The sequence below is a fragment of the Sulfobacillus thermosulfidooxidans genome (assembly GCF_001280565.1).
GTDB lineage: Bacteria > Bacillota > Sulfobacillia > Sulfobacillales > Sulfobacillaceae > Sulfobacillus > Sulfobacillus thermosulfidooxidans_A.
The window spans coordinates 2,889,244-2,914,087 of record NZ_LGRO01000001.1 but is presented as its reverse complement, the minus strand read 5'-3'; the positions used below and the strand labels follow the sequence as shown (position 1 = coordinate 2,914,087).

At 48.9% G+C, this 24,844-nt stretch carries 25 protein-coding genes; 4 read left to right on the top strand and 21 right to left on the bottom strand.

Annotated elements, in window-relative coordinates:
• Positions 1-149: 149 nt before the first annotated feature.
• Positions 150-1,208, top strand: coding sequence for an anthranilate phosphoribosyltransferase (locus AOA63_RS14180; protein WP_053960316.1), 1,059 nt, complete (start codon positions 150-152; stop codon positions 1,206-1,208).
• On the opposite strand, the gene nirD is transcribed toward AOA63_RS14180, so the two are convergent.
• Positions 1,196-1,561 (bottom strand): nitrite reductase small subunit NirD, encoded by a 366-nt coding sequence (nirD, locus tag AOA63_RS14175; protein WP_053960315.1) that lies wholly within the window; start codon positions 1,559-1,561, stop codon positions 1,196-1,198. The genes AOA63_RS14180 and nirD overlap by 13 nt on opposite strands.
• Before the next feature lie 53 nt (positions 1,562-1,614).
• A complete protein-coding gene (gene nirB / locus AOA63_RS14170; RefSeq protein WP_053960314.1) occupies positions 1,615-4,020 on the bottom strand; it encodes a nitrite reductase large subunit NirB in 2,406 nt (801 codons plus the stop codon).
• A gap of 338 nt (positions 4,021-4,358) precedes the next feature.
• On the opposite strand from nirB, the gene AOA63_RS14165 reads away from it, so the two are divergent.
• The 3 genes from AOA63_RS14165 to AOA63_RS14155 are packed head-to-tail and all read left to right on the top strand — an operon-like array spanning position 4,359 to position 7,695.
• The gene (locus AOA63_RS14165) at positions 4,359-5,840 is read left to right on the top strand and encodes an HlyD family efflux transporter periplasmic adaptor subunit (protein ID WP_053960313.1); all 1,482 of its coding nucleotides are present in this window, start codon (positions 4,359-4,361) and stop codon (positions 5,838-5,840) included.
• A complete protein-coding gene (locus tag AOA63_RS14160; RefSeq protein WP_053960312.1) occupies positions 5,837-6,526 on the top strand; it encodes an ABC transporter ATP-binding protein in 690 nt (229 codons plus the stop codon). Before AOA63_RS14165 ends, AOA63_RS14160 begins: the two co-directional genes overlap by 4 nt.
• Positions 6,523-7,695 carry an ABC transporter permease gene (locus AOA63_RS14155; RefSeq protein ID WP_053960311.1) on the top strand — a complete coding sequence of 391 codons (1,173 nt, stop codon included), beginning with the start codon at positions 6,523-6,525 and terminating at the stop codon, positions 7,693-7,695. The genes AOA63_RS14160 and AOA63_RS14155 overlap by 4 nt, the downstream gene beginning before the upstream one ends.
• Positions 7,696-8,313: 618 nt before the next feature.
• Here the strand turns inward: AOA63_RS14155 and AOA63_RS14150 are convergent.
• From AOA63_RS14150 to AOA63_RS14065, 19 genes are all read right to left on the bottom strand, one after another.
• A complete protein-coding gene (locus AOA63_RS14150; RefSeq protein ID WP_053960310.1) occupies positions 8,314-9,765 on the bottom strand; it encodes an APC family permease in 1,452 nt (483 codons plus the stop codon).
• 62 nt (positions 9,766-9,827) lie between these two features.
• Positions 9,828-10,946, bottom strand: a complete 1,119-nt coding sequence (locus AOA63_RS14145; protein WP_053960309.1) for a DUF1641 domain-containing protein — start codon at positions 10,944-10,946, stop codon at positions 9,828-9,830.
• Between the two features lie 70 nt (positions 10,947-11,016).
• Positions 11,017-11,517, bottom strand: coding sequence for a hydrogenase maturation protease (locus AOA63_RS14140; protein WP_197648396.1), 501 nt, complete (start codon positions 11,515-11,517; stop codon positions 11,017-11,019).
• Complete coding sequence (locus tag AOA63_RS14135; RefSeq protein ID WP_053960308.1) at positions 11,514-11,831, bottom strand: hypothetical protein; 318 nt, start codon at positions 11,829-11,831, stop codon at positions 11,514-11,516. Before AOA63_RS14135 ends, AOA63_RS14140 begins: the two co-directional genes overlap by 4 nt.
• Entirely contained in the window at positions 11,821-12,801 is a 981-nt protein-coding gene (locus tag AOA63_RS14130; protein WP_053960307.1) for a hypothetical protein, read from the bottom strand. Before AOA63_RS14130 ends, AOA63_RS14135 begins: the two co-directional genes overlap by 11 nt.
• 4 nt (positions 12,802-12,805) lie before the next feature.
• A complete protein-coding gene (locus AOA63_RS14125; RefSeq protein WP_053960306.1) occupies positions 12,806-13,456 on the bottom strand; it encodes a DUF6084 family protein in 651 nt (216 codons plus the stop codon).
• Entirely contained in the window at positions 13,453-14,073 is a 621-nt protein-coding gene (locus tag AOA63_RS14120; RefSeq protein WP_053960305.1) for a DUF5947 family protein, read from the bottom strand. The genes AOA63_RS14125 and AOA63_RS14120 overlap by 4 nt, the downstream gene beginning before the upstream one ends.
• Positions 14,074-14,085: 12 nt before the next feature.
• Positions 14,086-14,988, bottom strand: a complete 903-nt coding sequence (locus AOA63_RS14115) for a NifU family protein (RefSeq protein WP_053960304.1) — start codon at positions 14,986-14,988, stop codon at positions 14,086-14,088.
• Positions 14,989-15,042: 54 nt separating this feature from the next.
• Positions 15,043-15,855: a hydrogenase nickel incorporation protein HypB gene (gene hypB, locus AOA63_RS14110; protein ID WP_082343988.1), complete on the bottom strand. Its 813-nt coding sequence runs from the start codon at positions 15,853-15,855 to the stop codon at positions 15,043-15,045.
• A gap of 56 nt (positions 15,856-15,911) precedes the next feature.
• Complete coding sequence (locus AOA63_RS14105) at positions 15,912-16,304, bottom strand: hydrogenase maturation nickel metallochaperone HypA (protein ID WP_053960302.1); 393 nt, start codon at positions 16,302-16,304, stop codon at positions 15,912-15,914.
• Between the two features lie 9 nt (positions 16,305-16,313).
• A complete protein-coding gene (gene hypE / locus AOA63_RS14100) occupies positions 16,314-17,408 on the bottom strand; it encodes a hydrogenase expression/formation protein HypE (protein ID WP_082343987.1) in 1,095 nt (364 codons plus the stop codon).
• Positions 17,409-17,466: 58 nt separating this feature from the next.
• Positions 17,467-18,591: a hydrogenase formation protein HypD gene (gene hypD / locus AOA63_RS14095; protein WP_053960301.1), complete on the bottom strand. Its 1,125-nt coding sequence runs from the start codon at positions 18,589-18,591 to the stop codon at positions 17,467-17,469.
• A gap of 15 nt (positions 18,592-18,606) precedes the next feature.
• The gene (locus AOA63_RS14090; protein ID WP_053960706.1) at positions 18,607-19,290 is read right to left on the bottom strand and encodes a D-sedoheptulose-7-phosphate isomerase; all 684 of its coding nucleotides are present in this window, start codon (positions 19,288-19,290) and stop codon (positions 18,607-18,609) included.
• Positions 19,290-19,547, bottom strand: coding sequence for a HypC/HybG/HupF family hydrogenase formation chaperone (locus tag AOA63_RS14085; protein WP_053960300.1), 258 nt, complete (start codon positions 19,545-19,547; stop codon positions 19,290-19,292). Before AOA63_RS14085 ends, AOA63_RS14090 begins: the two co-directional genes overlap by 1 nt.
• Positions 19,544-20,128 (bottom strand): SIS domain-containing protein, encoded by a 585-nt coding sequence (locus AOA63_RS14080; RefSeq protein WP_053960299.1) that lies wholly within the window; start codon positions 20,126-20,128, stop codon positions 19,544-19,546. Before AOA63_RS14080 ends, AOA63_RS14085 begins: the two co-directional genes overlap by 4 nt.
• A gap of 31 nt (positions 20,129-20,159) precedes the next feature.
• Complete coding sequence (locus AOA63_RS14075; RefSeq protein WP_020375840.1) at positions 20,160-20,432, bottom strand: HypC/HybG/HupF family hydrogenase formation chaperone; 273 nt, start codon at positions 20,430-20,432, stop codon at positions 20,160-20,162.
• Between the two features lie 47 nt (positions 20,433-20,479).
• Positions 20,480-22,792: a carbamoyltransferase HypF gene (gene hypF / locus AOA63_RS14070; RefSeq protein WP_053960298.1), complete on the bottom strand. Its 2,313-nt coding sequence runs from the start codon at positions 22,790-22,792 to the stop codon at positions 20,480-20,482.
• Positions 22,793-22,833: 41 nt separating this feature from the next.
• The gene (locus tag AOA63_RS20610; protein ID WP_020375838.1) at positions 22,834-22,947 is read right to left on the bottom strand and encodes a DUF6893 family small protein; all 114 of its coding nucleotides are present in this window, start codon (positions 22,945-22,947) and stop codon (positions 22,834-22,836) included.
• An 85-nt stretch (positions 22,948-23,032) separates the two neighbouring features.
• Positions 23,033-24,844, bottom strand: a complete 1,812-nt coding sequence (locus tag AOA63_RS14065) for a nickel-dependent hydrogenase large subunit (protein ID WP_053960297.1) — start codon at positions 24,842-24,844, stop codon at positions 23,033-23,035.

Genomic DNA, 24,844 nt, shown 5'->3' with positions numbered 1-24,844 from the left:
AACTGTAGTCCGAGGCGGACGCGCGGCAGAAATTACCTGCAGAAGCCGAAAAACAACGCACTGAGACAGCTCTCAGGAAACGGCGCTTTTCACACCCATTTGACAAGACGTGATTTTAATGTTTTTACCTATCCCAGAAATGAGGAACGATGCGAACTGTGGAGTTACAATTTTCCGATCTACTAAAAGAAATCGCACGGGGACGAAAAGGTTCTCGCGATCTCACGTTAGAAGAAGCCCACTTGGCTGCTCGGTATATCATTGAGAACAAAGCTACTCCTGCCCAAATTGGTGCATTTTTAGCTAGCGAACGCATTAAGACGGAATCTTCTGAGGAGCTGTTCGCCTTTTCTAATGCATTGCGCTTACATGTTGTGACACTTAATTCGGATTCCGGGCGAATTGTTCAAGGTCTTGATGCGGCTGGCCCGTTCGATGGTAGACAAAATAGTTTTTTTGCAACCATCCCGGCCGCTCTGATTGTTCGTGCTGCAGGCGTTCCCATATTACTTCACGGCGTCAAAAGCCCCCTGCCTCCTAAAAAAGGCACAGGGCTTTTTGATGTCTTAACGGCTCTTCACTTGCCGTTGGGTACCAGTGCACAAGATATTCAGTGCACTTATCAACAGCTTGGCATCTCATTTCTCGATGTGGAAGCCGTGTGTGCTCCTCTTCGACGACTCCGGCCAATCCGGGAAGAACTATACTTTCGGACATTATTGAATACCGTTGAAAAGACGTTAAATCCGGCCAATCACGCGCGTCTTATCATAGGAATTTTTCATCTCACACAGCGTCGAGCCATTTTCGGTCTGTTATCCCGGATCACATATCAAGAAATTTTGATGGTACAAGGAGTAGAAGGTTCCGAAGATCTCTATGTTCACCGTCCCAGTGTTCTATGGAAAGTCACACGTGACCATACGGAAGAAATAACTATTAATCCCGGGGAAATGGGATTAATGCCAACAATAAATCGCATAAACCTTTCTCCATCCGAACAAGCTCAGGCGATACTCCATATAATATCCGGAAATCCTCATCCCTTGCGTGATCTAGTCGTGTATAATGCCGGAGTGCGGTTATGGTTTTCGCGCTGTACATCCACTTGGCAGCAAGGCGTGGAGTTGGCCCGCTACCTCTTAGACACAGGGCAAGCCCAAAAGATACTCCAAAGGTGGCAAGCATGGAAACCTTATTCAGATTGAGAGAATACCGGTTGTGAGACACCTGTGCACATAGCCAACGCCATATCGTCTAATTCAATGTAAACATGATCCTCAACGACTTTTACGGCAAAAATACTAGTCTCCCCCTGATCGGGAGCTTCAGCACAACCGCTATTCAAATTGATTTTCCAATCATGGAGCGGACAATACACGTGGTGCCCACTAACAATCCCATCAGCCAGTGACCCTTGTCGATGGGGGCACTGATTAGCGATGGCTCGAAGGGTACCGTCCCGTAGCCGGAATATGGCAAGATGGCAATTTCCTACAACCACCTTCCGTCCCGTTTGTGGTGCCACGTCAGAAACCCGCAAGACTTTAATCCATGCCATGGTGCAAAACATCTCCTTTACCAAGAGATTTTGATTATCCTGTTGCTTACTTTTTAAAATGGTTGAATGTGCACAGTCTGGAAGTAACGACGCTCTTCATCCGTACTCACAATCCTTTGCCACGGATCACGCCACCGTGATAACGTGTCTCGTAACCGCTGGGCATAAGCAACGCGTTGTTCAGTGTTTTCTAAAGTCTTACGAATTTCTTCGATTCCTACTCGTTCAACCCATGTTGCGGTTCGTTCCATATACCGGGCATTTTCCCGGTAATACTGTAAAAAGGCCAATGCCCATTCTTCAACTTCATCTTCTGTCCGTACACGTATAAGAAAATCGGCCGCACGCACCTTAGCTCCGCCATTGCCCCCGACAAAAAGATCAAAACCGCCTTCGACCCCTATGACTCCAACATCTTTGACGGTCGACTCCGCACAATTTCGTGGGCAACCCGATACAGCCATTTTGACCTTATGAGGCGTATCTAGTCCTTCTAAGGCATGTTCGAGGCGAATTCCAGCACCTATGGCATCTTGTGTCCCGAAACGGCAAAATTCGGTTCCCACACATGTTTTCACGGTTCGCATGGCTTTTCCATATGCGTAGCCAGAAGTCATACCAAGATCTTCCCAGACAGCCGGTAAATCTTCTTTGCGAACTCCCAACAGGTCAATACGTTGACCCCCCGTAATCTTGATCATGGGAACATGATATTTATCAGCGACGTCAGCAATTTTCCTTAATTGTTCGGAATTAGTTACCCCACCATAAATTCGGGGAACGACAGAAAATGTTCCATCTCGCTGAATATTGGCGTGAAGACGTTCATTAACAAGACGCGACTGGGGATCGTCGTCTGCCTTAGCAGGCCACACCATGCGTACATAATAATTCAGAGCGGGGCGACATTTTGAACATCCTTCGGAGTTTTTCCATTTCAATTGTTTCATGACGTCATGAACCTGATAGAGATGGTACGAACGAATTGCTTCGACAACCATCTCATGCGTTAAATCCGTACAGGCACACAGCCGGTTAGAATCTTCGACTTGATTCCCCGTCACATACGTCAGTAATTGGCCAACGAGAGAACGACAACTTCCACATGACCGCGAAGCTCCGGTATTTAGCCGAATCTCGTCAACAGAACTCAATCCTTTTGTCTTGATCGCATTCAAAATGGTCCCTTTAGTAACGCCCATGCATCCACAAACAATATCGTCATTGTTCCATGTCTCTACAGTCGATACGGATGCGGATTCCGCCTTATCTCCCCAAAGGCCAGCCTTTTCGAGGTCTTCCCATGTTGCCCCTTGACGTATTAATGAAGAGTATCTAGCACTATGCGTCGTATCTCCGTAGAGGATAACTCCTGTAAGTTGTTTCTGGCGGAACACCGCTTTTTTGTAGCGATTCCTCAAACCATCCATCATCACCAATGTGTTAGAGTGGTCATCGTCTTGAAAGTCACCAGCCGAAAATACTTCGACGCCCGAGACCTTTAATTTGGTGACTGGCACGGATCCTTTATAGGACTCTACGGGAATTTGCGCTAGTTTTTTCGCCAATACTTCAACCTGTTCATAGAGCGGTGCAACAATCCCATAAATGACGCCAGCATGCTCGGCACATTCTCCGACGGCCCACACATGAGCCTCCGACGTTCGCATGAAGTCATCGACTACAATTCCACGATTCACAACAATTCCTGATGCTTTAGCCAAATCCACGTTGGGTTTAATCCCCACTGCCATGACAACTAAATCCGCCTGAATCCTACGCCCATCCGATAACTCCACGAACTCAACATGATGATCACCATGGATCGCAGTGGTCTTTGCATCCATGGCTACCTCAATGCCCTGATTACGCAGTTCACGCTCTAATAGTTTGCCTGCGTGCCAGTCCAATTGGCGTTCCATGAGTGTGGAGACGGCGTGTACGACCGTGACGTTCATTCCCAATGCATTCAGACCATGAGCAGCTTCCAAACCCAATAATCCTCCACCAATCACAACGGCATTTCGTTGCTGTCGCGCCATTTGAATCATCGTTTCGCAATCATCTAAAGACCGAAAAGTCATCACTCCGGGAAGATGAGCACCCGGAACGGGAATCCGTAAGGCTGATGATCCCGTTGCCAGTACTAACTCGTCATATGCAAATTCAAAACCTTGCTCCGTTCGTATCTTTTTGTCTTTCAGATGCAGCTCGATAACTTTATGGTGGGTTTTCACAGTAATGCCATGATCGTGATACCATTGTTCGTCTTTAAGCAATAAACCGGTAGGATTAACATTTCCAGACAGTACATGAGACAACTGGATACGATCATATCCAAGAAATCTTTCTTCACCAATGATGCTTATTTCATACATATTGGGGGCAATGTCCACAATTCGTTCAGCAAGACGGGTTGCTGCCATACCATGTCCAATAATTACCAAACGCTTCATCATGCAATCCCCCAATGTTTATTTTATTAACTCATTATAACTAGCGCGATTTCCTAAATTTTTGTGCACCTTTACAAATCATTGCTCTTTTTGAAAGTTGACACGTATCGCATTAGGCCGTCAACAATTTTTAATTGTGACTTTTATTCTCGCCTTTTAATTACTGTCAATTGAGTGCATGCTGGATTATTCGTTCGATTGGCGAATTAAATTCAGTGTTTCTTCAGGATTCCCTTGTAGTTTTTTCAATCTGATGAAAGTACCCTTATGAATAGGTTTTCCATTTTTGTATGTTGTCAGTAATTTTATGAGACCCTTATAGGGCCTAGGGGAGCTTGATTATGATCCATCAGAATATACCCGCATCATCTCTGAAAAAACGTATTCTCCCATACCGGCGTGTCGTGATATTAGCTGGGGGAACCCTATTGGTCCTGTCGGCTCTTACCTACATTGTCATTCGGTCAACCCGTCCGCCGGCTCCCGCAAAATTTCTCACAGCAATGGTGCAAAAAGGCAACTTATCGCAAACCGATTCGGCCACCGGAGAAATCGTGCCGGTTGAAACTTATACTGTCTCAATTCCGGCTAACGCCTCTTTAAGCCAACTAAATGTGAGCTTAGGACAAAGTGTAAACTCGGGGCAAATTCTTGCAACCTTCAGCGATCCGGCCCTGGCCAGTCAAGTGGCCGCGCAAAATGCTGCCGTTTTAAATGATCAAAACCAAGTGAATCTCCTATCCTCTTCCACCTATAGGGCGGCTCAACAAGCCAGTATTACCCAAGCCGAAGATAATCTGCAACAAGCTGAAGACCAGTTAGCTCAGGCAAAGTCCCAAGGTGTCATCACCTCCCCTGTCGCAGGAACCCTGACGCAAGTCGCTCCCGTGGGCGAAAGCGTTTCGTCAGGACAAGTGCTCGCAACTGTGGGAGGTAAGACAATTGTCTCCCCGTGTCAAGGAACTGTTCAGAGCGTGAACGTGACCGTAGGCCAACAAATCACCACGGGCACAACGATTCTGACGCTTTCGTCCCCCAGTTTAACCAGCAAAATTTTGGGTGACGAAAGTCAAGTCGCCGGCTTACAAGCGGCGTTAGACAAAATCATGTCACAAGATAGCCAATCGCAACTTGCAGCGAGTTTAGATCAAGCTAAAGCCCAACTGGAACGGGACCAACAAACACTTCTGCAAGAACAGCAGGCGTTAGCGAACCTGGTGATCAAGGCGCCTTTCTCTGGCGAGGTCACAATGTTAAATTCTTCCGCCCAGGCCGGCGCTAAATTATTGACCTTAGACAGCGAGACCAAGATGGTTACCGTCCCCATCCCAGAAACCCAAATTAATTTGATTCATCCGGGTCAAAGCGTCTCAGTAAGTTTACCGGCCCTGGTTGGAAAAGCGGTTTCGGGCACTGTTCAAAGCATTGCCCCTATCGGCAATTACAGCAACGGGGTTGCCAATTTTCCTGTAAATGTGACATTGAACAATGTGGGCGGTATCCGCTACGGCATGAGTGCACAAGTTTCCATCGTGGTCAAAACAGTGCATAATGCTCTATTAGTTCCTCTAGCCAGTCTTCATAGCCGGGGTTCCCACAATTTTGTCGAAGTATTAGCTTCAAGTGGACAGGTAACGCGCATCCCCGTCCATGTGCTTTTGGAAAATGCCACCACAGCTGCCGTCAAATCCAAGCGGTTAAAAGTGCACGACCAGGTCATTACCGCCGTATTGACCTCACCCAGTGGGAAACTCCATCTCAAAGCCAAAGGCAGAGCTCTTCATAAAGGGAAAGCCGCGGGAAGGAAAGGCGGATCAAAATGATTCGTCTCATCTCAGTTTATAAAGACTATCATCTCGGCAAAGAAGTCTATCCGGTCCTTAAAGACATCACATTTGAAATTCCCAAAGGCATGCTCGCCGCGATCGTAGGACCATCCGGTTCGGGCAAAACCACCCTCCTCAACATTTTAGGAGGGCTCGATACCCCCACTCGCGGAGAATACTGGTTAGGAGGTGAAGATGTCAGCCATTTTAGCCGCGAACAATGGGCCCACAAGCGCAATGACACCATTGGCTTTGTGTTCCAATCGTTTCAGCTGATTCCAGGATTAACCGCTCTAGATAATGTGGCATTGCCCCTGGTGTACCGGGGTGTGCCCTTATCCCGGCGCCGACAACAGGCCAAAACGGCCTTAGAGCAAGTTGGCTTAGCTCATAGACTTCATCACCGCCCCTCGCAATTATCCGGGGGCCAACAGCAGCGTGTGGCCATTGCGCGGGCGCTGATTGGGGACCCTCCGTTGATTTTGGCCGATGAGCCCACTGGCAACTTGGATCATGCGACGGGCTTAGAGATCATGGATTTGCTGACACACTTAAATCATCAGGGAAAAACTGTGGTCATTGTCACACACAGCCAGGAAATCGCCCAAAGCTGCCATCAAAAAATCCAGATCGCAGATGGGCAAGTGATATTGACGACACGTGAGGTGAAACAGACACCATGACATGGCGAGATGGATTGATTCTAGCTTTCTTAGGATTAATGAGCAATAAACTACGGGCTATTCTCACAATGTTAGGCGTGATTATCGGAGTGGCTGCCGTGATTGTCTTAGTGGCCATTGGTCAAGGTGCATCGTCTTTAGTCACCTCCCGGATTGAAACCCTTGGAACTAACGTATTGTTTGTGTCGCCAGCCTCCGGCACGCCGTTCCCGATGAGTGAAACGACCCTGATACATCATGTCTTGCCATTTTCGGACGTGGTCGTTCCCGAGATGACAGCAGGCGCCAAAATATCAACCCTGTCCCCATCCACTCAAGTCAGCGGGCCCATCGACGGCACGACCGCCGGCTATCTTGAGCTAGGTTCTGTATCGATCGCAGCCGGTCATTTTCTGACATCACTTGAGGTCAGCCAGGATCAACCTGTCGCCGTCTTAGGGGCCAATCAAGCCACCTCTTTATTTAATGGAGAGAATCCTATCGGATCATCCATTATGATCTTAGGCCAGCAATTTCGCGTTGTCGGTGTTCTTAATCCCGTTGGTGAGGGCCCTGGCGCCAGTCAAGACAACACCATATTTATCCCGATTACCGTGAGTGAATCCTTGTTGGGAACCAATCAATTGAGCCAGGTGATCGTGAAAGCGCAAAACCCCGACCAAGCCAACTTGGCAGCCAATTATCTCACCAATCTCTATAGCAACCAATTCGGATCAACGAGTGCCGTCAGTGTTGCCTCCGAGGATCAAGTGCTTCAAACTTTACAAGCCACACGGGCCACTTTCACGGACTTGTTGGCGGGCACCGCAGGCGTGGCGTTGATTGTCGGGGGCATAGGCATCATGAATATCATGCTCGTTTCGGTGACGGAACGAACGAGAGAAATTGGTATCCGCCAAGCACTTGGCGCCACCCGCGAAGATATCCTTCTTCAGTTTCTTTTAGAGTCCATGGCAATGAGTTTGGTAGGCGGGTTAATGGGTATTCTCTTGGGTCTCGGCGTTATGCGTGTTATCCCGGTTATTTTGAAAACCCCTGCCATCTTCTCTCCGGCAGCTCTAATGCTGGGCTTTGTCTTTAGTACGGCAGTCGGTCTGATTTTTGGCCTTTATCCCGCCATCAAAGCTTCAGCCTTAGATCCCATCCATGCCCTCCGGTATGATGGTTAGATCAAAAAACTGGTGCCTTCTGCCAATGGCTTGTCTCTGTTATAGGACACGTGCAATATTGCACCACCCGTCGACTTAGCTCATTACCCTTAAGATCTTTCGCGTTCTATGGGTTATGCCATGCAAGTCCTGTCCTGTCACAGCCCATCGTCTCTGAGTAGATAACGCTTCAAGATCCCATGACTTAAACAAGTTGAGAAAGGTTGAGATTCTATATGCTTTTTCGTCGCTTGATAATTTCTATTCTATTTGTTTCCCTCCTGCCTTTAAGCCTGGCGGGATGCGGTTCGACCCAGTCGAGCCCTCCTCAGCCATCTACCAAGACCTCTATTGCACACAAATCTTCAAAAAGGCCAACACATCACCATGCTCATATTCTTCGCGTCACAGGAACAGTGTCAGAAATCTCGTCGACACAACTCGTACTCAAAACTGCCAGGGACACCATCTGGACATTTCTTTTGATGTCTCATACGAAATACCGCGCGCAAAAGACTCCAATAAAGCTCAGCCAAATCAAGGTCGGTTCGAAGGTCAGCGTGCGTGGTGTGCACAAAAAGACCAAGAATGTCGCACGAGTCGTGCACCTCTTGTGATATGAGAGGGAAAATCCTCGATCTATTGTTTGGGAGACGAGGTTTTCATCATCACCGTTTCGGGCTCAAAAATGAACAGAGTTTCTAAGCCCTCATGTTTTCTTTGAATCAGCACGAATACAAGCCCAGCTAAAAGGAGGGTTCCCACGACGCCATCCATCCCTTTGCCAATGACTTGCCCTCCATATATTAAGAAAAAGCCGGTCATCGTCAGTAACCATAGGGACGTTATCCAAGAAATGATTTGAAGAAAGCGGTGCTGATGCCCATCGAAACCGTGGGGCAAACTCATCCTATGTTGCCGGCTTAAGAACACCGATGCGGTAATACTGTCAAAAAGAAATTCCAAAACTAAGAAAAACCCCGCTGAACTTAAAACCAAGTTGAACCAGCTGGTGATCGACGTCCATAGCAAATTCACACAGACAATCCCAAACGCCACAAAAGAAGGAGTGATGACGGCCCAAATCGGTGCCTTAAAGCGGTTGAACCGCGTCAATACGGAGGGCAAGATATGATCTCGCCCCATCGCGAATAAAGCCCGGGACAAAATAAAGGTTGTTAACCATAGTGATCCAGCAGTGGATGCCAAAATGGGGATTAAGGCCCATCTTTGCACAGAGGGAATCACCATTTGGGCCCACGTCATCAATACATCCCGATGGCTTTCGAGGACAAAGAGAGGCACATTATGCAACATCACTGACCATGATAGTCCATAATAGGCTAACACCATCAAGGCCCCAATGATTCCCCCCGTCCCTGGCGTAATCCGAGGTTTTGTCGCCTCTTCGGCCGCATAACTATCGATTTCCCAGCCATCGACAATGGTTGCCGCCACCACCATGGCAATGACGATGTGTTGCCATCTGACGCTCAAATGAGCCGTATTGTCGGCGGGGGTCATGATCACCGGGTGCCAATGCCCAAGGCCTATCACCATCATTGCCGTCACACCGAGCACTTCAGCCAACAAAAACATTTGCGTAACGCGTGCTGTAACCCGGCTTCCCAAAAGCAGAACAGTAGCGGCAAAACTGATCCATAAAAGGCTAAAACCCACCACATCCCATGCGCCGGGCCGCGCAATTCCCAATAAACTGAGGCTTTGTTCAGCAGCTGGAATCATGATAGGCGGGATGGACCAAAAATAGGCCATCATCAAAATCCAGGATTGGAATTGCGAAACTCGTCTCCCTAAGACCCGCCTTGACCAATGATAGGAAGCCCCGGCGTTGGGAAAATGATGGTTCAAGAGGCGAAAAATCCAGGAACTAAAAACAAAGGGAATGGCGACAGCGAAAATGGCCCAAAGCACCTCGGCCCCTGCGAGTTGAACCAACAACTGACCGGCTGCCGCCATACTAAATAGCGGCGCCACACTGGATATAGACAAGCTTGATAGATCAGGAAGGGTTAATCCCCACACGGCAGGGCGCGTTGATTTTTTCAATAAGCCCACTCTTTTTGCCATCTTCCCCCGTAAAATCTCCCTTGTTATCCTCTTATTTTGTCATCGTGACCCCATTTCGGCGATTAAATTTCCGTCGCGGCAACTTCATGTTCTGACGTATGAGTATCCGCTTTTGGTTGTGATTTTGGCGGCAGCGTTAAAATATTGGGTAAATGGCGTAAAAACGCCATTCCCACTTTAATGCCGTCTTGAATGGCCGGATCTTTTAAGGCCCCGACTAGACGCATCGCACCATATTTGGTGGTGTCTTTTTTGGCTTCGGCTAAACTGACGTCGATAGCGAGTAACATATTTTGGGTCAGTTCCGGTAATCCGCTGTTCAAAGCCCAATCCGCAAACTCAATGCCCTTATTCGTAATAGCTGGCAATTTCGCTAACGTCTCCACATTGACGTCATCACCCGAAAACGCATCCATAATCCGTTCGATAACTTGCAAACCTCCCCGTTCTTCAAACCGGCTGAGATAATTCAGTAATTGATTGGCGGTATCGATATGATTTTCCAAAGTTTCAAGCAGGGTCAGAAGTTTAGGGTTTTTCATGGCCCGTTGGCTAAATTCCACCACTTCCGCAAATTCTTTTTGGGATAACAATTCGGTCAGTCGTAAAAGTGCGGGGGTGGCCTGTTTGACTTGTTCCGCCAAAGCCATGACTTCTTGGCTCAATACCAGCTGCATCAAAGACTCGGCCCGGGCTAAAAGCAGGACGGCATTCATCACATGTTCACTTTGCGCCCATTGCACAATTTGATCGACCATCTTATCTTGCCATGGGCTCACCTGCATGGATAAATTACGAAGGAAAGCGGCAACTTGCTTGTTGTCAGACATTTTAGCAATTTGAGCCAACAGATCGGAGGATAATTGGCCGGAAGCAATGAGATTTAAAATATCCTGAAATCCTTGAGAACCCAATATTCCCTTCGCCCAATCTCCCAAACGCGGCGACAAACTTTGCCACATTTCCCCAATCAACGTCGTGGTCCCTGCTAAGGGGAAATTCCCCTGGGTCATTTGTTGCTCGAGGACCCCGGCAAATTCCTTAACATTTTGCGCGAGCTGGTGTCCTCCTAAATCATCGATGGCATGGACCAAACTTTCAAAAATATTTTGGGCCATATCCACTAACTCAGCCTTTTCCACAGTGGCTACATCCTGCCAAGTCGATGCGGATTCTTTCATCTTCTATTCCTCCTATTCGAATGATTAAAAATTACCGAAATGACCTGGCTGCATCTTCTCCTAACAGGTCTTATTCTTCTTGTGCCAATTGATGTCCTAAGGTGGTAATGAGATGGCACGCCCCCTCTATTGCCGCCTCAACCGGAGCACTAAGCTCCATCAACCCTTCTTCAGGGCCAAATGTCAGGGGTTGACAACCCACGAGATAAACGGGAGGAAGATCAGGAACTTGCTGTTTTGCCATGACCAGGACGATTAAGGGATTAAGACTATGACCATCCATCACCGGAGCTGACGTGGGAATATCCTCCTCGGTGATATGAATAACTTGTAAATGTCCCGGTTTCTCTCCATGAGCATACGCATCCACCAAAATCACGGCTTTCCAAGGTTTATGCAAGGCATAGACGAGATCGACACTGCGAATACCAAAATCCTGAAATACCAACATCGGCATGAGAGAGGGTCGCCCAATCAAACGTCTGATGACTTCGACTCCAAATCCGTCATCGCCTAAAAAAATATTCCCAATCCCGGCAACCAAAATGGCCGGTTCCATAGAAGGGGTCATGGCCACGACACCTCATCCAAATCAAAGAAGAAACGGTGCCCCACCAATTGTTCTTGACCCAAATCACGGCCAGGATCTTCGTCGACGGTGACAACGACATAAATACGCCCTTCCCAGTCCTCTTGAATAGACTCCACCGTCGCCAGCTTGCCCGCCAGCACGGCATCAAAAATATCCTGATGCTTTTTGGGATGGAGCAGAACGTGCGCTCCGGGATGAAGTGCTCGACCGTCTAAGAAAGCCTTGATAGGAGCCTCTTTGGCATCTTGCCAAAAATCAAAGGGATTTGACGCTTCATCTCTTTCACTCATCATGGCTATTCTCCTTATCCCTCATCTTCCCGCCTATCTCACAAGACGGGGTGGACGAGTTTGGTGATACGCGGTAGGCCATACCATGTAATTGGTAAAGATCATCACGGGAGAGATTTTGGGTACGCTCCAATAACGCCTGAACTTTCGGATCGGCACGCATTGCTTCCTTTTTTTCTTCGTCGGTTAAAGTCATGATCCGCAGTGCCAGCATTTCATCAATTTCCGCACCATCAAAGAAATCTCCGGGACTGTTTTCTGCTATCGTGGGATAATCGTACAAAATAATTGGCGAGACCAAGCAAATTTTTCCATCTTGCTGATCACCGGCCAACACGGGCCACACCCCCTCTTGCGTTAATGCCCCCACTGTGTCTTCCAGAAAGCTCGGGGGATCGAGCAATGAAATCCATTTGCCCGTATCGGTCGATAAAAGCCAGTGCGTCGCAATCAGGGAGTGCCGTAGGGCTGAAGCTTCATCAAATGCCGAAATATCTGGTGTCACATTGCGAATTGTTGTGGTCAAAATCCATACGGGCTCTGGGTCGCTACGGAACAGATCTCCATCAATTTCGACGCGAAAAACGATATTTTTCACATCGCCCGCCTCCTCCAATGACGAGGGGATCTCCATCGTTTTGGCCCACGGCAATGAGGTAATAGTCCAGGTAAAATCTCGTGGCAACGCTTGTTGCCAGGGCACGGACGGGAAACTTGGCGAAAGCGGCGGCTCAGCAATTTGCAAAAAGCGTAAACGCACGGTGATGGCTAAAGAGGAGGCTTGTAATAAGGTTGTGGCCCGGCGAAACCAGGGATCTGTCGACTGAGTTCGTTGGTGATAAATCTCGGGAACAATGCGTCCAAATGTCCATCGCTGTTGATTTTTGATGGCACTGGGCCTATAGGGATATAAGGCATATCCTTCATAAAGCACGGCATCAGCAATTTTTTCGGTGTTTTGCCATAAGTTCATGAACTTAAGATCTCCTTTCCGTTTCTCGGTCAAGCAGTAACCTTAAGGCATCATCCCATGTGGACACTTCATGTTGGCTGCGGAATAGATTAAGCCGATCAAAAAGATCTTGATCAATCCGAATCCATGCCTGATGAGGATAATAAGCAGCCATGAGTTCGCGCCAAATGGTCACCGGTAATTGGAAAGCGGCTTCACAATTCCAGGAAATGGGCTGCACTTGCACCCCCAGCTGGGCATCGTGATAAAATAACGTCCCGCTAAACAAAAATTCCATGGGAATCATCCCGGTATCCAAAGACTGTAAGTATTTCACGGCTAACACATCAAAATCATAGGTACACACAACGGGCAACTCGATGGTGGTTTGATGTTCAAAGCGCGGAACAGACAAAGAAGATTGCGCCCACAAAAAATTATGCATGGTTTCATGCCATCTCTCGGGCGTGCCAAAAACATCCAGCAAGCGATTTTGCACAAATTCGGAATAGGATCTGCCCCTCGGGGCGATTTGTATTTGCACGCGCAAGATCATCGCGTGCACATGATTAACAGGTGGTGTGGTTCGAATATTAATCAGAAATTGTAGCGTCGGCATCGCCGCATTGCGGACCAATGATACGCCATCAATGGCAAATTGAACCGATTCCGTCATACTAGACCTCCTCGGGTTCCTGCCTGTTGGGCCAATTGGTCAAAGAATTGGTGAATACGGCGGGACACCTCATTTCCTCCGGAAAGGCCTTGCCAACTTAGCCGGAGCAGCCCAATGAGTTCATAAAACCGGTCCAATGGGATAAGGAATCCTTCACTCATTCCGGCAAGATCCGCGATCAGCAGGACTTCAACCTCATCGCTCACAGAGCCCAAAGCCTGTTGCAAGGAAGGTGTTAGAAACCCTTGAGAAATGGGGCCGCCACTGACGGCGCCTGCCGGACTTGGATAGAAAATCTCCGCTTGGCCCCCGCGCCGTTTAATGATACCCACGAGATGCACGGGAACCTTCATAACATCCCAAAAATCCTGACCCAATATCGCCCTATCCAGTTTCTTGATCCGAGTGGGGATGGTTTGATACTGATTTTGCCCCGGTGCATCAAAGAGAAGAGCACAGTGTGGGCACGCACAAACCACTTGAGCCGTTTGTAAACGCAATAAATGGCGGTGGTCGTGAGCAGGAATCAGACGATTGCACACTTCACAAACCTCATCCTCTCCCTTAACCGGCTCTTCGCGCACCCAATTTTTCACACGCAAAATCGATCGTCCCATATCATTTCCTCCCTATTCGGCTACAGGTATGGCAATGCGCGCGGTATGTCCTTCAAGCAAAAGCGGCAATGGCTCTAGATGCAGCGACGCTTGGGACACGGCGCGCCCTGCCTTTTTCGGCTCATACTGCGTTTGACACGACTGGCATTCTAAAATACTGGCGGATAGATCATCATTCGTGATGAGAACCAACACATTCAGACGGTGACACTGGGGACAGAAATCGTGATAGGCAAAGAACTCGTCGCCAAGACGGGCAATAATGAGAGGATGGTCCTCTAATTGGCTCTTATGCGTTTGCCCGGGCAACAAGCTGGTAATGTTGTCTAATTGAAACCATCCTTTGGGCCGTTTATTCTCGGTTGTTACTCCTTGCACTGCGCTTAATGGAATCACCACCCGCCGGGCATCATCCGGATCAATGCTTAGGACATTGTCCTCCCCTTCGACTATGAGGTCTAACATATCGGGAGCCCAGCGCATCAATTCTTGTTCAATAGCTGTCTTAATCGTGACCCTCGATGACGGGCACCCGTGGCAATGCCCTTCTAAGGCGAGTTTCACAATGCCTTGTTCCACCGAAAGTAATCGCACATTGCCGTCATGCGTCTTTAAATAAGGTCGCACGTTATCTAAAGCTTTGTGAACCCGCTCTTCAAAAGACAGTGGATGCATATTATGAATCATCAACAAGGGTCCTAACACGGGATCGTCGGCGAATTTTTGTGGCAGGTCAGGATACGAGCGGGCGTAATACATCACTTGCTCGAATCCCATGCGGTACATTTCTAGTAAATCATTCACCAATTCACCAACCTGCTGACGAAATCCAGGTACCGAGGTCTTTTCTATCGACTCGAGTCGTTGGTCAACCGCTTCAACGAGTGCTTCAAACTGGGTCGTCATGGCGTCCATTATGTCTCCCCCCTCTAATCTGTAAGCCATTTGATTCTCGGGATTTACGTCCCATTAATGGGTTGATAGCGGGTGGGTCAAGCGCGCTCGCTCTTTTTGCCATAAAAGCCACGCTATCCATTCACCCATTCCCTCACCCGTTTTCACCGAAATCGGAAGAATCTTCGCTCCCGGGTTCACTTCTTGAATCACCTGATAAAAACGCTCCCAGGACACATCTAAATAGGGAAGCAGATCGACTTTTGTGACCAATACCAAATCCGCAGTGACAAACATATCGGCATATTTAACAGGTTTATCCTCGCCCTCGGTCACACTCAATAACACAACGCGAGCATCTTCCCCCAAGTCAAACAGCGCCGGACAAATGAGGTTGCCAACATTTTCAATAAACAAAATGTCAGGCCAGGAGCTCAGATGCTGAGCCGCATGCGCGACCATATGGGCATCCAGATGGCAAACACTGCCGGTGGTGATTTGCTTGGCTTCACATCCCGCTTGCCGCAGGCGTTCGGCATCTTGGTCAGTTCGTTGATCGCCGACTAAGACCCCCATGGTGATCTGATCTTTCTGCAAACGTCCAACTGTGTGCTCTAATAAAGTGGTTTTGCCCGATCCCGGCGAACTGAGCACTTGAATCGCCGTGATACCATGCGCGTGAAAAGCCTGACGGTTTTTCTGGGCATTTTGGTTATTAACCGATAACACATCAATTTCCAGAGTTTTATGGTCGTGCCCTCCCCCTTCCTGATTTGTCGGACGAGAGCTTCCCTCTGTCCAAAAAGCATGCTCATGCTGGGCAGTCAGTTCCTGACCTTCAATGCCCACATGTTCCGCATCATTGCCACAACCACATGTTGCACACATCGTCAATACCCTCCTTGTTTTTTCTTTCTCCTCCTGCTTATCCTGGTTTATTGCGATCAGGAATTGTTGATTGTCATTTGGGTGGTGTGTGTTTCTTCTGGCGATGTATCAAGACGGGGAGCAAAGCGAAGACCTATCAAGCGAATTTGGGTACCCGCTAAAATCTTCGCGCCCATTTGTCCGCAGTCTGGACAAACATCTAAGACGTCCTTCATAGAAAAACGGGTATGACAAAAACGGCATTGTCCTTCACCGTCTTGCCATTCGTAGGTAATACAGGCCTTTTCCGCACAGCTGGCTTGCAGCACCACTTGCAACGCCAAATCCAAGGCCTCCGGCACAATTCCGCTCAGTCTCCCCACCTTCAGAACAATTTCCTCGACATTTCGCCCTTGTGATTCCTGCAAGACATATTCGCCAATGGGAATAGCCAATGACAATTCGTGCATAGTGTCCTCCTAGCAAATCCGGGGTAAGGGATCACCGACGAGCATGTCTAAGACACGCATCCCGCCAATATCGGTATGCATAAACACCATGCCCTCGGGTTCTGGTAAAACCTCTCCAATAATCTGGGCGTGGTGTCCTGATTCGTGAGAACGGATAATGGCTAATGCCTCATCTGCCACGTGTGCGTCGACAATCGCAATCAGTTTGCCTTCATTAGCGATGGTTAAAGGATCGAGACCTAATAATTCACAAGTGCCTTTGACCACGTCCTTGACGGGGATCGTCCGTTCTTGCAGTCCTATGGCCAAGCGGCTGGATTGGGTCAATTCATTTAATGTGGTCGCCAACCCGCCTCTCGTCGGATCCTTAAGGCAGTGAATAGAAGATCCTAAATGGGTGATGAGGTCATAGACGATGTGGTGCAGAGGTGCGCTATCACTTGTGATGTCGGCATCAATATCGAGACTCTCGCGCGCTAACATGACCGCAATGCCGTGATCTCCCAAATCGCCACTCACAATCACCTTATCGCCTACCCGAATGCGGTCATAGCCCAAAGAAGCCTCAGGCAATAACCGCCCAACTCCAGCGGTATTAATGTAAATACCATCCCCTTTACCGCGTGGAACGACTTTGGTATCTCCGGTAACAATCGGAACATGGGCCCGTAAAGACGCCTCGGCCATGGATTTTACAATGTCGCGTAATTCTTCAATAGGAAATCCTTCTTCTAATATGAACCCGGCTGATAATGCCAAAGGCATCGCTCCAGCCATGGCTAAGTCATTGATAGTCCCATGAACCGCTAACGAACCAATGTCTCCCCCGGGGAATTTAATCGGGCTCACTACATAGGTATCGGTCGTCAACGCGATCTTCGAAGAAGACGTATCCCACGGCATCACCGCGCTATCTTCCATCCGGTCTAAATAGGCGTTGCTTAAGGCTTGAGCAAAGACGGCATCAATCAGATTATGGGTGGCTTTCCCCCCGCTGCCGTGACTCATCGTCACGTGAGTTTCCCGTAACACCGCTCTTTTGCGTCGCGCTTCTTGGGCTTTTTCAATTTTCGCGAGAACATCGGACGCGTTCGATTCGGCCATGTTTGTTTCCTCCTCCGTACTGAGGTTCTAGTCGCCTTATCACAAGCCGGTCAAGGCATCACCACGATAAATTTTTGCGTTCTTGGGCCATGGAAAATCGGCCATAGTTGTAATACGCGGCACAAGCCCCTTCGGGAGAGACCATGCATGTGCCAATGGGTGTCTCAGGCGTACACGCCGTGCCGAACACTTTACACTGCCACGGTTTGATGACTCCTTTGAGGACCTCACCGCATTGGCACGCCTTGGGATCCGCAACGCGGACACCAGGAACATGAAACTTGATTTCCGCGTCCCAGTCCCGAAATGCATCCCGCAAGCGAAATGCACTGTAATTAATGAACCCAAGCCCTCGCCATTCAAAAAACGGCCGCAGTTCCATGGTTTCGGCCATCGCTTTTTGGGCCATGACATTGCCTTCCGGACGCACCACGCGTGTATACTGGTTTTCTACCTCGGCCCGGTCTTCGGCAATCTGTTTCACCACCATATAAATTGACTGGATAATATCGAGGGGTTCAAATCCGGCAATGACTACGGGCTTGTGATAATCACGTGCCACAAATTCATAAGGACGCATACCCACCACCATGCTGACATGTCCCGGGCCTAAAAATCCATCAAGCCGAAGATCGGGAGAATCCAGTAGTGATTTCAACGCCGGGATAATCAAAACGTGGTTGCAAAACACCGAAAAGTTCTTAATGCCTTCAGCTTTGGCGCGTAACAATGTGGCCGCAGTGGACGGCGCGGTGGTTTCCATACCCACGGCAAAGAAAACAACCTCTTTGTCCGGATGTTGTTTGGCAATCTTAAGCGCATCTAAGGGCGAGTACACAAAGCGGACATCGGCACCATCAGCCTTGATATCCAAAAGGCTGCCATGAGAACCCGGCACCCGCATCATGTCGCCAAAGGTGGTAAATATGACATCGGGCTGGCTGGCAATGGCCATGGCATCATCGACTCGGCCCATAGGCAGAACACAAACTGGGCATCCTGGCCCATGCACTAAATCGACGTTTGGCGGCAATAAATCTTCAATGCCATGCTTAAAAATCGTATGCGTATGCCCCCCGCAGACTTCCATGATTTTGATGTCGCGCCCTTTGGCCAATCGCGCAATTTCATTCGCAGTTTTCTTGGATAATTCTTCGTCTCGGTATTCATCAATAAATTGCATCAAACCACTCCCTTCCTAGGACCTTGATGTCATGAGGGCTTTGACGAGTCGGACAAGAATGTGGGCAATGGTCGCTTGTCCTTCTTGGATACGCGGTGTGTGTTCATTGCGGGCAACAAAGCAGTAGTCAATGGCCGCATTCTGGGCAAGTTTCCCGCCATCATACCCCGAAATGGCGATGGTTAAGAGACCTTGACGCTTGGCTTGAGCCAGACCCAACACGACATTTTCTGAATTACCACTTGTGGAAAATCCCATCGCGATATCCCCGGGTTTCCCGAAAGCAATCACCTGGCGGACAAACACATTCTCAAAACCCACATCATTAGCGATCGCAGTCATCGCAGCCACATCATGGGTCAACGCCAATACCGGCAAAGACAGCCCGGATGATTTGTCAAGATCCATAAAATCCGCCACCAGATCTTGACAATCGGTACTACTGCCGCCATTGCCCATGGCTAGCAACATAGCACCTTGAGCAAAACGCTCGGCCATAGCTTTAGCCGCCGTAACCAGTTGATGATGGGCATTTTGATGAATTTCGCGGCGTAAGGCGATTGTCTCTTGGCATTTTTGCCGAGTAGACATCGTGACCTGCTGCAAAACGTCGGCGACATTCACGGAAGTCTTGGGACTGGCAAACAACCCTGGATAAAATAACTGATCAAATTCCGAACCGGATTGAGACTGGCTCATCACTTGTCATTCCCTTCTGTCACTTTAGCCAGGGCAGTACCCCCATGGCATAACACGTCATCGCCCACTTGAAGATCGGGAACAAAGGTGATATCTATCCAGATGTCTTCGTTGTCTCCCCTCACGTGGGCTATCCATTGATCGGTATCAATCGCAACCACGCGAAATTTCTGCAATTCATCAGAACAGGTCACACAATGAGCCTCGTAAATCGGCAGTCCTGGAACTGCCACAAATAGAGGTGAGGAAGAGTTCATAACAGCACCTCCTGATCCAAAAACACATGCACCAGTTCGTAAAACACGTGGCATACGAGTTCATGGGTCTCTTGAATTAATAACGGATCAGGGCTATTAACCGTGAAAATAAAGTCGGCCGACGACTCCTTAAATCCCGGTGCACCCGATAACCCCAACGTCAACATCCCCATCGCTTTAGCTTGGGCAAGTCCTTGCAAAATCGATCGAGTTTGCCCATCTGTGGAAAAACCCAGCGCGATATCCTGGGATTTTGCCAAGCGTTTTAGCCCATACGCGTATTTCATATCCGAATCCGGACTGGTGAGTAAGGCATTGTTATTGCTCAGGGAAATGCCCGGCAACGCCTTATTTCCCACAATCGCCGGATGCACAAATTCCACCGCGACATGTTGAGCATCAGTGGTCCAAAAGCCGTCACCAAATGTCCAAATCCTTCCCTGATGATGAAATCGTCGGGCCATTTGATAACAAGCATGGGCAAGGCGCTCCGATTCCTTGTCAAAAAAGGCTTGAGCAATCCTCTCGGACTCGTTAAAGTACCGATCCACTATCGCGTCTAATTCCTGGTCGGTCATCATGGTCTCACCTCATCACGGAACCCTTGAGGGTTTATTCAATTTGCGAGGTATCCCACAAATCAAATTCATCATCGAGTGACGTTCCCAATTCTTGCAGCATCGCTAATGTTTCTTGGGCTTCTTGCTCATCAATTTTGCTCATGGCAAATCCGACGTGAACGAGGACCCAGTCTCCGGGTTCAATCCCCAATGACTTTAATAGCGTAATACTCACATTGCGTTTAATCCCGGTCACATCGACTTTGGCAATGTCTCGTTCCCGGTCAACAATCTCCGTAACCCGCCCAGGAATTGCTAAACACATCACCCATTCCTCCTCTTTACATTTGCCTGTATTTCTGTCTTGCGCTGTTAATTACGGGCCATCATGCACCCAATGCCAATTTGTCCTAATGCTAATCCACCGTCATTGGGGGGAACGATGTGGTTGAGATACACTTTTAATCCTCTTTCCTGTAAGTGGTTTAAGGTAAGGCGTGTCAACACTTGGTTTTGCCAGACACCCCCAGTTAGCACTACCTGATCGATTCCGTAATAGTGATGGACGAGATCGGCCGTATCAGCCGCCATGTCAGCGATGGTCTGATGAAAGCGGGTCGCCATGAAAGATAAAGATTCCCGGCGGGTGATATCGATCAAGAGTTCTTGAATCATGGGTATTGGATCCATGCGCCAATGGCCAGGACTTTCACATAAAATGGCATAGGGATAAGAAGAAACGTCTTCGTCTTGCACAGCCATCTCGCACATAATCGCCACTTCTCCTTCATAGCTGGCCCTAGGCCCTAACCCCATAAGGACACCCGCGGCATCAAATAACCGGCCCATACTCGATGTTAAGACAGAAAAAGAAGAGTGAGTTTTTCTCGCCAAGGCATCAACCTGCCACCATGGAGCGCCAATTTGCTGAATCACGGCCAGGTCTTCTGGATAATTGTCCCGGGTAAAGATTTGAGCTAACAGTGCTGACGCTATGCGCCACGGTTCTTTAATCGCCCGGTCGCCTCCAATCAAAGGCATTGGTTTTAAAGATGCTACACGCTCAAATCCGGATAAAGTAGCTAATAGCACTTCTCCACCCCAAATGGTTTTGTCCGGACCATATCCGGTCCCATCGAAGGCTAGTCCTATGACGGGACCATCTACATGATGTTCCATCATGACACTAGCAACGTGGGCATGATGATGCTGGACGGCAATGGTCGGTAGACCCATTTGTTGGGCAAAAGTCGTTGACAAGTAGCCCGGATGCAAGTCATGCACAACATATTTAGGCTTCAAATCAAACAGACGCTGAAAATGCTGAATGCCTTGCTCAAAGGCTTCATAAGCCTTCATATTTTCCAGATCACCCAAATGATGGCTCAAATAGACTTTGCCCTGTTGGTAAAACGCAAAGGTATTCTTGAGTTCGCCACCGACAGCCAGAAGAGGGGGACCTTGGATGTCACTTTCAATAATGTCTGGCACGTATCCCCGTGAACGCCGTAATAGTTGAGGATGATTGTCTGCGGCTAACTTCACAATGGAATCGTCACAGCGGATATAGATAGGTCGGTTATGATGGACAAAAGCATCAGCCACGGTTTTGAGCCTGTCTTTGGCTTCCGCGTTATCGGTGACAATGGGCTCGTCACTGAAATTGCCGCTGGTCATCACAACCACAGGTAATGGCAACAGACCGTCTAACGCCTCTAGTAACAAGACGTGCAGTGGGGTATAAGGCAGCATGACACCTAAAGTTCGATAAGCACCGGCCACATCTTGGCTTAGCAACCCGAAGTCCAACCGCTGCAATAACACAATAGGCCGTTCGACCGACGCTAATAACGCTTTTTCGCTGGCGCTGACGTGGCACAAACGCTCAACCACCTCAAGATCTTTCGCCATTACCGCAAAGGGCTTGCCGTAACGCCGCTTGCGCTGACGTAAGCGCTTTACAGCCTGCTCATCAAACGGGTTGCAGGCTAAATGATAGCCTCCTAAACCTTTGACAGCGACGATTTGGCCTGACAAAATGGCTTCAGCCCATAGTCGAAAAGGATCGCCAGAAATTTCTTGTTCCCTCTCAAAGACCACCTGCGGACCACAACGGGGACACGCATTCGGTTGAGCATGAAAACGGCGGTCCAAAGGATCGTCATACTCCCTTTGGCATTCGGGACACATCACAAAACCTGCCATCGTCGTCATGGCCCGGTCATAAGGAACACCTTGAATAATCGTGTAACGGGGCCCACAATTCGTACAATTAATAAAGGGATAGCGATAACGGCGGTCTTTAGGATTATGCATCTCTTGAAGACATTCGGGGCAGACACAGGCATCCGGTCTTACCAATGCTAAGGGATCTTTTCCCTGGACACTTTGCTGAATGACGAAGTCCTGCTCTCCCACTTGAATGGCGACAGGATCTTCCTCAATGTGGTCAATACGGGCTAAAGGCGGAGTCTTAGAAAGCAAGTGTTCGTGGAAACGCTGCAGGGCCCATGAAGGCCCTTGGACCTCAATGCACACCCCTTGACTATCATTGTAAATCCAGCCGGTAAGTCCTAAGTGTTGGGCTGCCCGGTAGACAAAGGGTCGAAATCCCACGCCTTGCACAAATCCGGCAATACGTAGACGTCGCCTTTCTGTAAAGAGATCGTCAGGATACGCTTCCATCGGCTCGCTCCCCTCACTCCGTCTTTAACCGTTTTCATGAGCTACATATTGCGCATTCGCACATAACGTTGCATATCCGGTAATGACTGCAAAATGAGTTTCCCTAGCCATATCACGAGCGCTAAAAACGCGAGCGTGAACATCATTTGGATCATGTGCGCACCTCCTTCTCCGTGATATGTCTCATGTCCCTTCAATCTGAGCTATAGCGTGATGCCGTGAGAAAAATCCTGGGAGCTTTTACTCTCCAGGGGCACAGCCGACACCATAAGTGGGAGAATGATTCACCTCAACGGTTTTGCCATTGCCCACATACATATGCACGCCACAAGGCAAACAGGGATCAAAGCTCCGGACAGCGCGCATAATATCTATGCCTTTGAAAGAATCCGGTCCATTTTCTTCGAAAATGGGTGTGCCTTGCACCGCATCTTCATACGGTCCCGGAGTCCCGTAAATGTCCCGGGGATTGGCATTCCAGGGCGTGGGAGGATAGGGGTGATAGTTCGCAATTTTCCCGTCACGAATGACGACATGATGCGACAGCACGCCCCGCACAGCTTCATGGAATCCGCAGCCGATAGCCTCTTCTGGCACTTTGAAAGGTTCCCATACCGTGGTATGGCCAGCTCTTACTTCAGCTATCGCTTGATCTAAGAAGTATAGGGCCGCCCCTGCCGCATAGGCTTGGAAGTACGTGCGGGCTCGGTCTCGTTCAATCGCGTTACTCCACTTCGGGATTTTCCATTCCAGTTGCATTTCGCCAAACGATGCCGTCTTGGGGAAATTAATTTGGACGGAGTGACCCGTAGCTTTCACCGTCCCCATATCCACAAGTCCCGCGAGTGCGGTGGCCCATAAACGAGCAATGGCCCCGCCCCCGGTATCTAATGCGAGATGATCGCCCGAGGATTTGTCATACCACCTGGGCGACATCACCCAACTGTAGTTCTTGTTAAAGTCGCGTTTTTGCGGCTTCGGAATCGTGGTTTGATTCCACGGGTGATTCTTATCAACGGGATTGCCTAAGGGATCATGGGTCACAAAGCGTTCTTCATTTTCCCAACTGCCATAATAGGACGATCCCAACAAAATGCGCATCCCGAGATTAATTTCGACCAAATCCGTGGTCAGGAGTTTGCCGTCGACGACGATACCCGGCGTCACAAACATCTTGCGGCCCCAGTCGGTCATATGCTTATAATCGTAATCGCAGGCATTGGGATCTTGGAAGGAGCCCCAACAGCCGAGCAAAATCCGGCGTTGCCCGACGGCCTCATAGCCGGGCAATGCCTCGTAGAAGAAATCAAAAAGGTCATCATGAAGAGGAACCATTTTCTTCATGAAGTCGATGTATTTCATGAGCCTTGTCATGTAGTCGGTAAATAACTGGATGGTCGGCACAGTTCCCACACCACCGGGATATAACGTGGAGGGATGAACATGCCGACCTTCCATTAAGATAAACATCTCCCGGGTGTATCGGCTTACCTGAAGCGCCTCGCGGTATAATTCCCCCGTAAAAGGATTGAGCGCCGTCATGATATCGGCAATGGTCTTGTATCCATGAATATCAGCGTGCGGAGCCGATGTTTTTTGGGCTTTTGCCCAAACACTCGGGTTGGTTTCCCGGACCATTTGCTCACAAAAATCGACACCCACCAAGTTTTCTTGGAAGATGTTGTGGTCAAACATATATTCCGCAGCTTCTCCAAGATTGATAATCCACTCGGCCAGCGATGGCGGTTTGACCCCAAACGCCATATTTTGCGCATAAACAGCGCAAGTGGCATGATTGTCCCCACAAATGCCACAAATACGACTGGTGATAAAATGGGCATCCCGGGGATCTTTGCCTTTCATGAAAATACTGTAGCCTCGAAAAATCGAAGACGTACTATGACATTCCACCACTTCACGGTTCTCAAAGTCGATTTTGGTATATATCCCTAAGCTTCCGACAATGCGGGTAATCGGATCCCACGCCATTTCGACAAGTTTCGCATTGGTGCCTGTCTGTTGACTGCTCACTTTGTCTTCCGTTGTAGCCAA

Excerpts from the sequence above, each read along its gene's own strand:
- AOA63_RS14180 (WP_053960316.1), top strand. The coding sequence starts at position 150 with ATGCGAACTGTGGAGTTACAATTTTCCGATCTACTAAAAGAAATCGCA.
- nirD (WP_053960315.1), bottom strand. The coding sequence starts at position 1,561 with ATGGCATGGATTAAAGTCTTGCGGGTTTCTGACGTGGCACCACAAACG.
- nirB (WP_053960314.1), bottom strand. The coding sequence starts at position 4,020 with ATGATGAAGCGTTTGGTAATTATTGGACATGGTATGGCAGCAACCCGT.
- AOA63_RS14165 (WP_053960313.1), top strand. The coding sequence starts at position 4,359 with ATGATCCATCAGAATATACCCGCATCATCTCTGAAAAAACGTATTCTC.
- AOA63_RS14160 (WP_053960312.1), top strand. The coding sequence starts at position 5,837 with ATGATTCGTCTCATCTCAGTTTATAAAGACTATCATCTCGGCAAAGAA.
- AOA63_RS14155 (WP_053960311.1), top strand. The coding sequence starts at position 6,523 with ATGACATGGCGAGATGGATTGATTCTAGCTTTCTTAGGATTAATGAGC.
- AOA63_RS14150 (WP_053960310.1), bottom strand. The coding sequence starts at position 9,765 with ATGGCAAAAAGAGTGGGCTTATTGAAAAAATCAACGCGCCCTGCCGTG.
- AOA63_RS14145 (WP_053960309.1), bottom strand. The coding sequence starts at position 10,946 with ATGAAAGAATCCGCATCGACTTGGCAGGATGTAGCCACTGTGGAAAAG.
- AOA63_RS14140 (WP_197648396.1), bottom strand. The coding sequence starts at position 11,517 with ATGACCCCTTCTATGGAACCGGCCATTTTGGTTGCCGGGATTGGGAAT.
- AOA63_RS14135 (WP_053960308.1), bottom strand. The coding sequence starts at position 11,831 with ATGATGAGTGAAAGAGATGAAGCGTCAAATCCCTTTGATTTTTGGCAA.
- AOA63_RS14130 (WP_053960307.1), bottom strand. The coding sequence starts at position 12,801 with ATGAACTTATGGCAAAACACCGAAAAAATTGCTGATGCCGTGCTTTAT.
- AOA63_RS14125 (WP_053960306.1), bottom strand. The coding sequence starts at position 13,456 with ATGACGGAATCGGTTCAATTTGCCATTGATGGCGTATCATTGGTCCGC.
- AOA63_RS14120 (WP_053960305.1), bottom strand. The coding sequence starts at position 14,073 with ATGGGACGATCGATTTTGCGTGTGAAAAATTGGGTGCGCGAAGAGCCG.
- AOA63_RS14115 (WP_053960304.1), bottom strand. The coding sequence starts at position 14,988 with ATGGACGCCATGACGACCCAGTTTGAAGCACTCGTTGAAGCGGTTGAC.
- hypB (WP_082343988.1), bottom strand. The coding sequence starts at position 15,855 with ATGTGTGCAACATGTGGTTGTGGCAATGATGCGGAACATGTGGGCATT.
- AOA63_RS14105 (WP_053960302.1), bottom strand. The coding sequence starts at position 16,304 with ATGCACGAATTGTCATTGGCTATTCCCATTGGCGAATATGTCTTGCAG.
- hypE (WP_082343987.1), bottom strand. The coding sequence starts at position 17,408 with ATGGCCGAATCGAACGCGTCCGATGTTCTCGCGAAAATTGAAAAAGCC.
- hypD (WP_053960301.1), bottom strand. The coding sequence starts at position 18,591 with ATGCAATTTATTGATGAATACCGAGACGAAGAATTATCCAAGAAAACT.
- AOA63_RS14090 (WP_053960706.1), bottom strand. The coding sequence starts at position 19,290 with ATGAGCCAGTCTCAATCCGGTTCGGAATTTGATCAGTTATTTTATCCA.
- AOA63_RS14085 (WP_053960300.1), bottom strand. The coding sequence starts at position 19,547 with ATGAACTCTTCCTCACCTCTATTTGTGGCAGTTCCAGGACTGCCGATT.
- AOA63_RS14080 (WP_053960299.1), bottom strand. The coding sequence starts at position 20,128 with ATGATGACCGACCAGGAATTAGACGCGATAGTGGATCGGTACTTTAAC.
- AOA63_RS14075 (WP_020375840.1), bottom strand. The coding sequence starts at position 20,432 with ATGTGTTTAGCAATTCCTGGGCGGGTTACGGAGATTGTTGACCGGGAA.
- hypF (WP_053960298.1), bottom strand. The coding sequence starts at position 22,792 with ATGGAAGCGTATCCTGACGATCTCTTTACAGAAAGGCGACGTCTACGT.
- AOA63_RS20610 (WP_020375838.1), bottom strand. The coding sequence starts at position 22,947 with ATGATCCAAATGATGTTCACGCTCGCGTTTTTAGCGCTCGTGATATGG.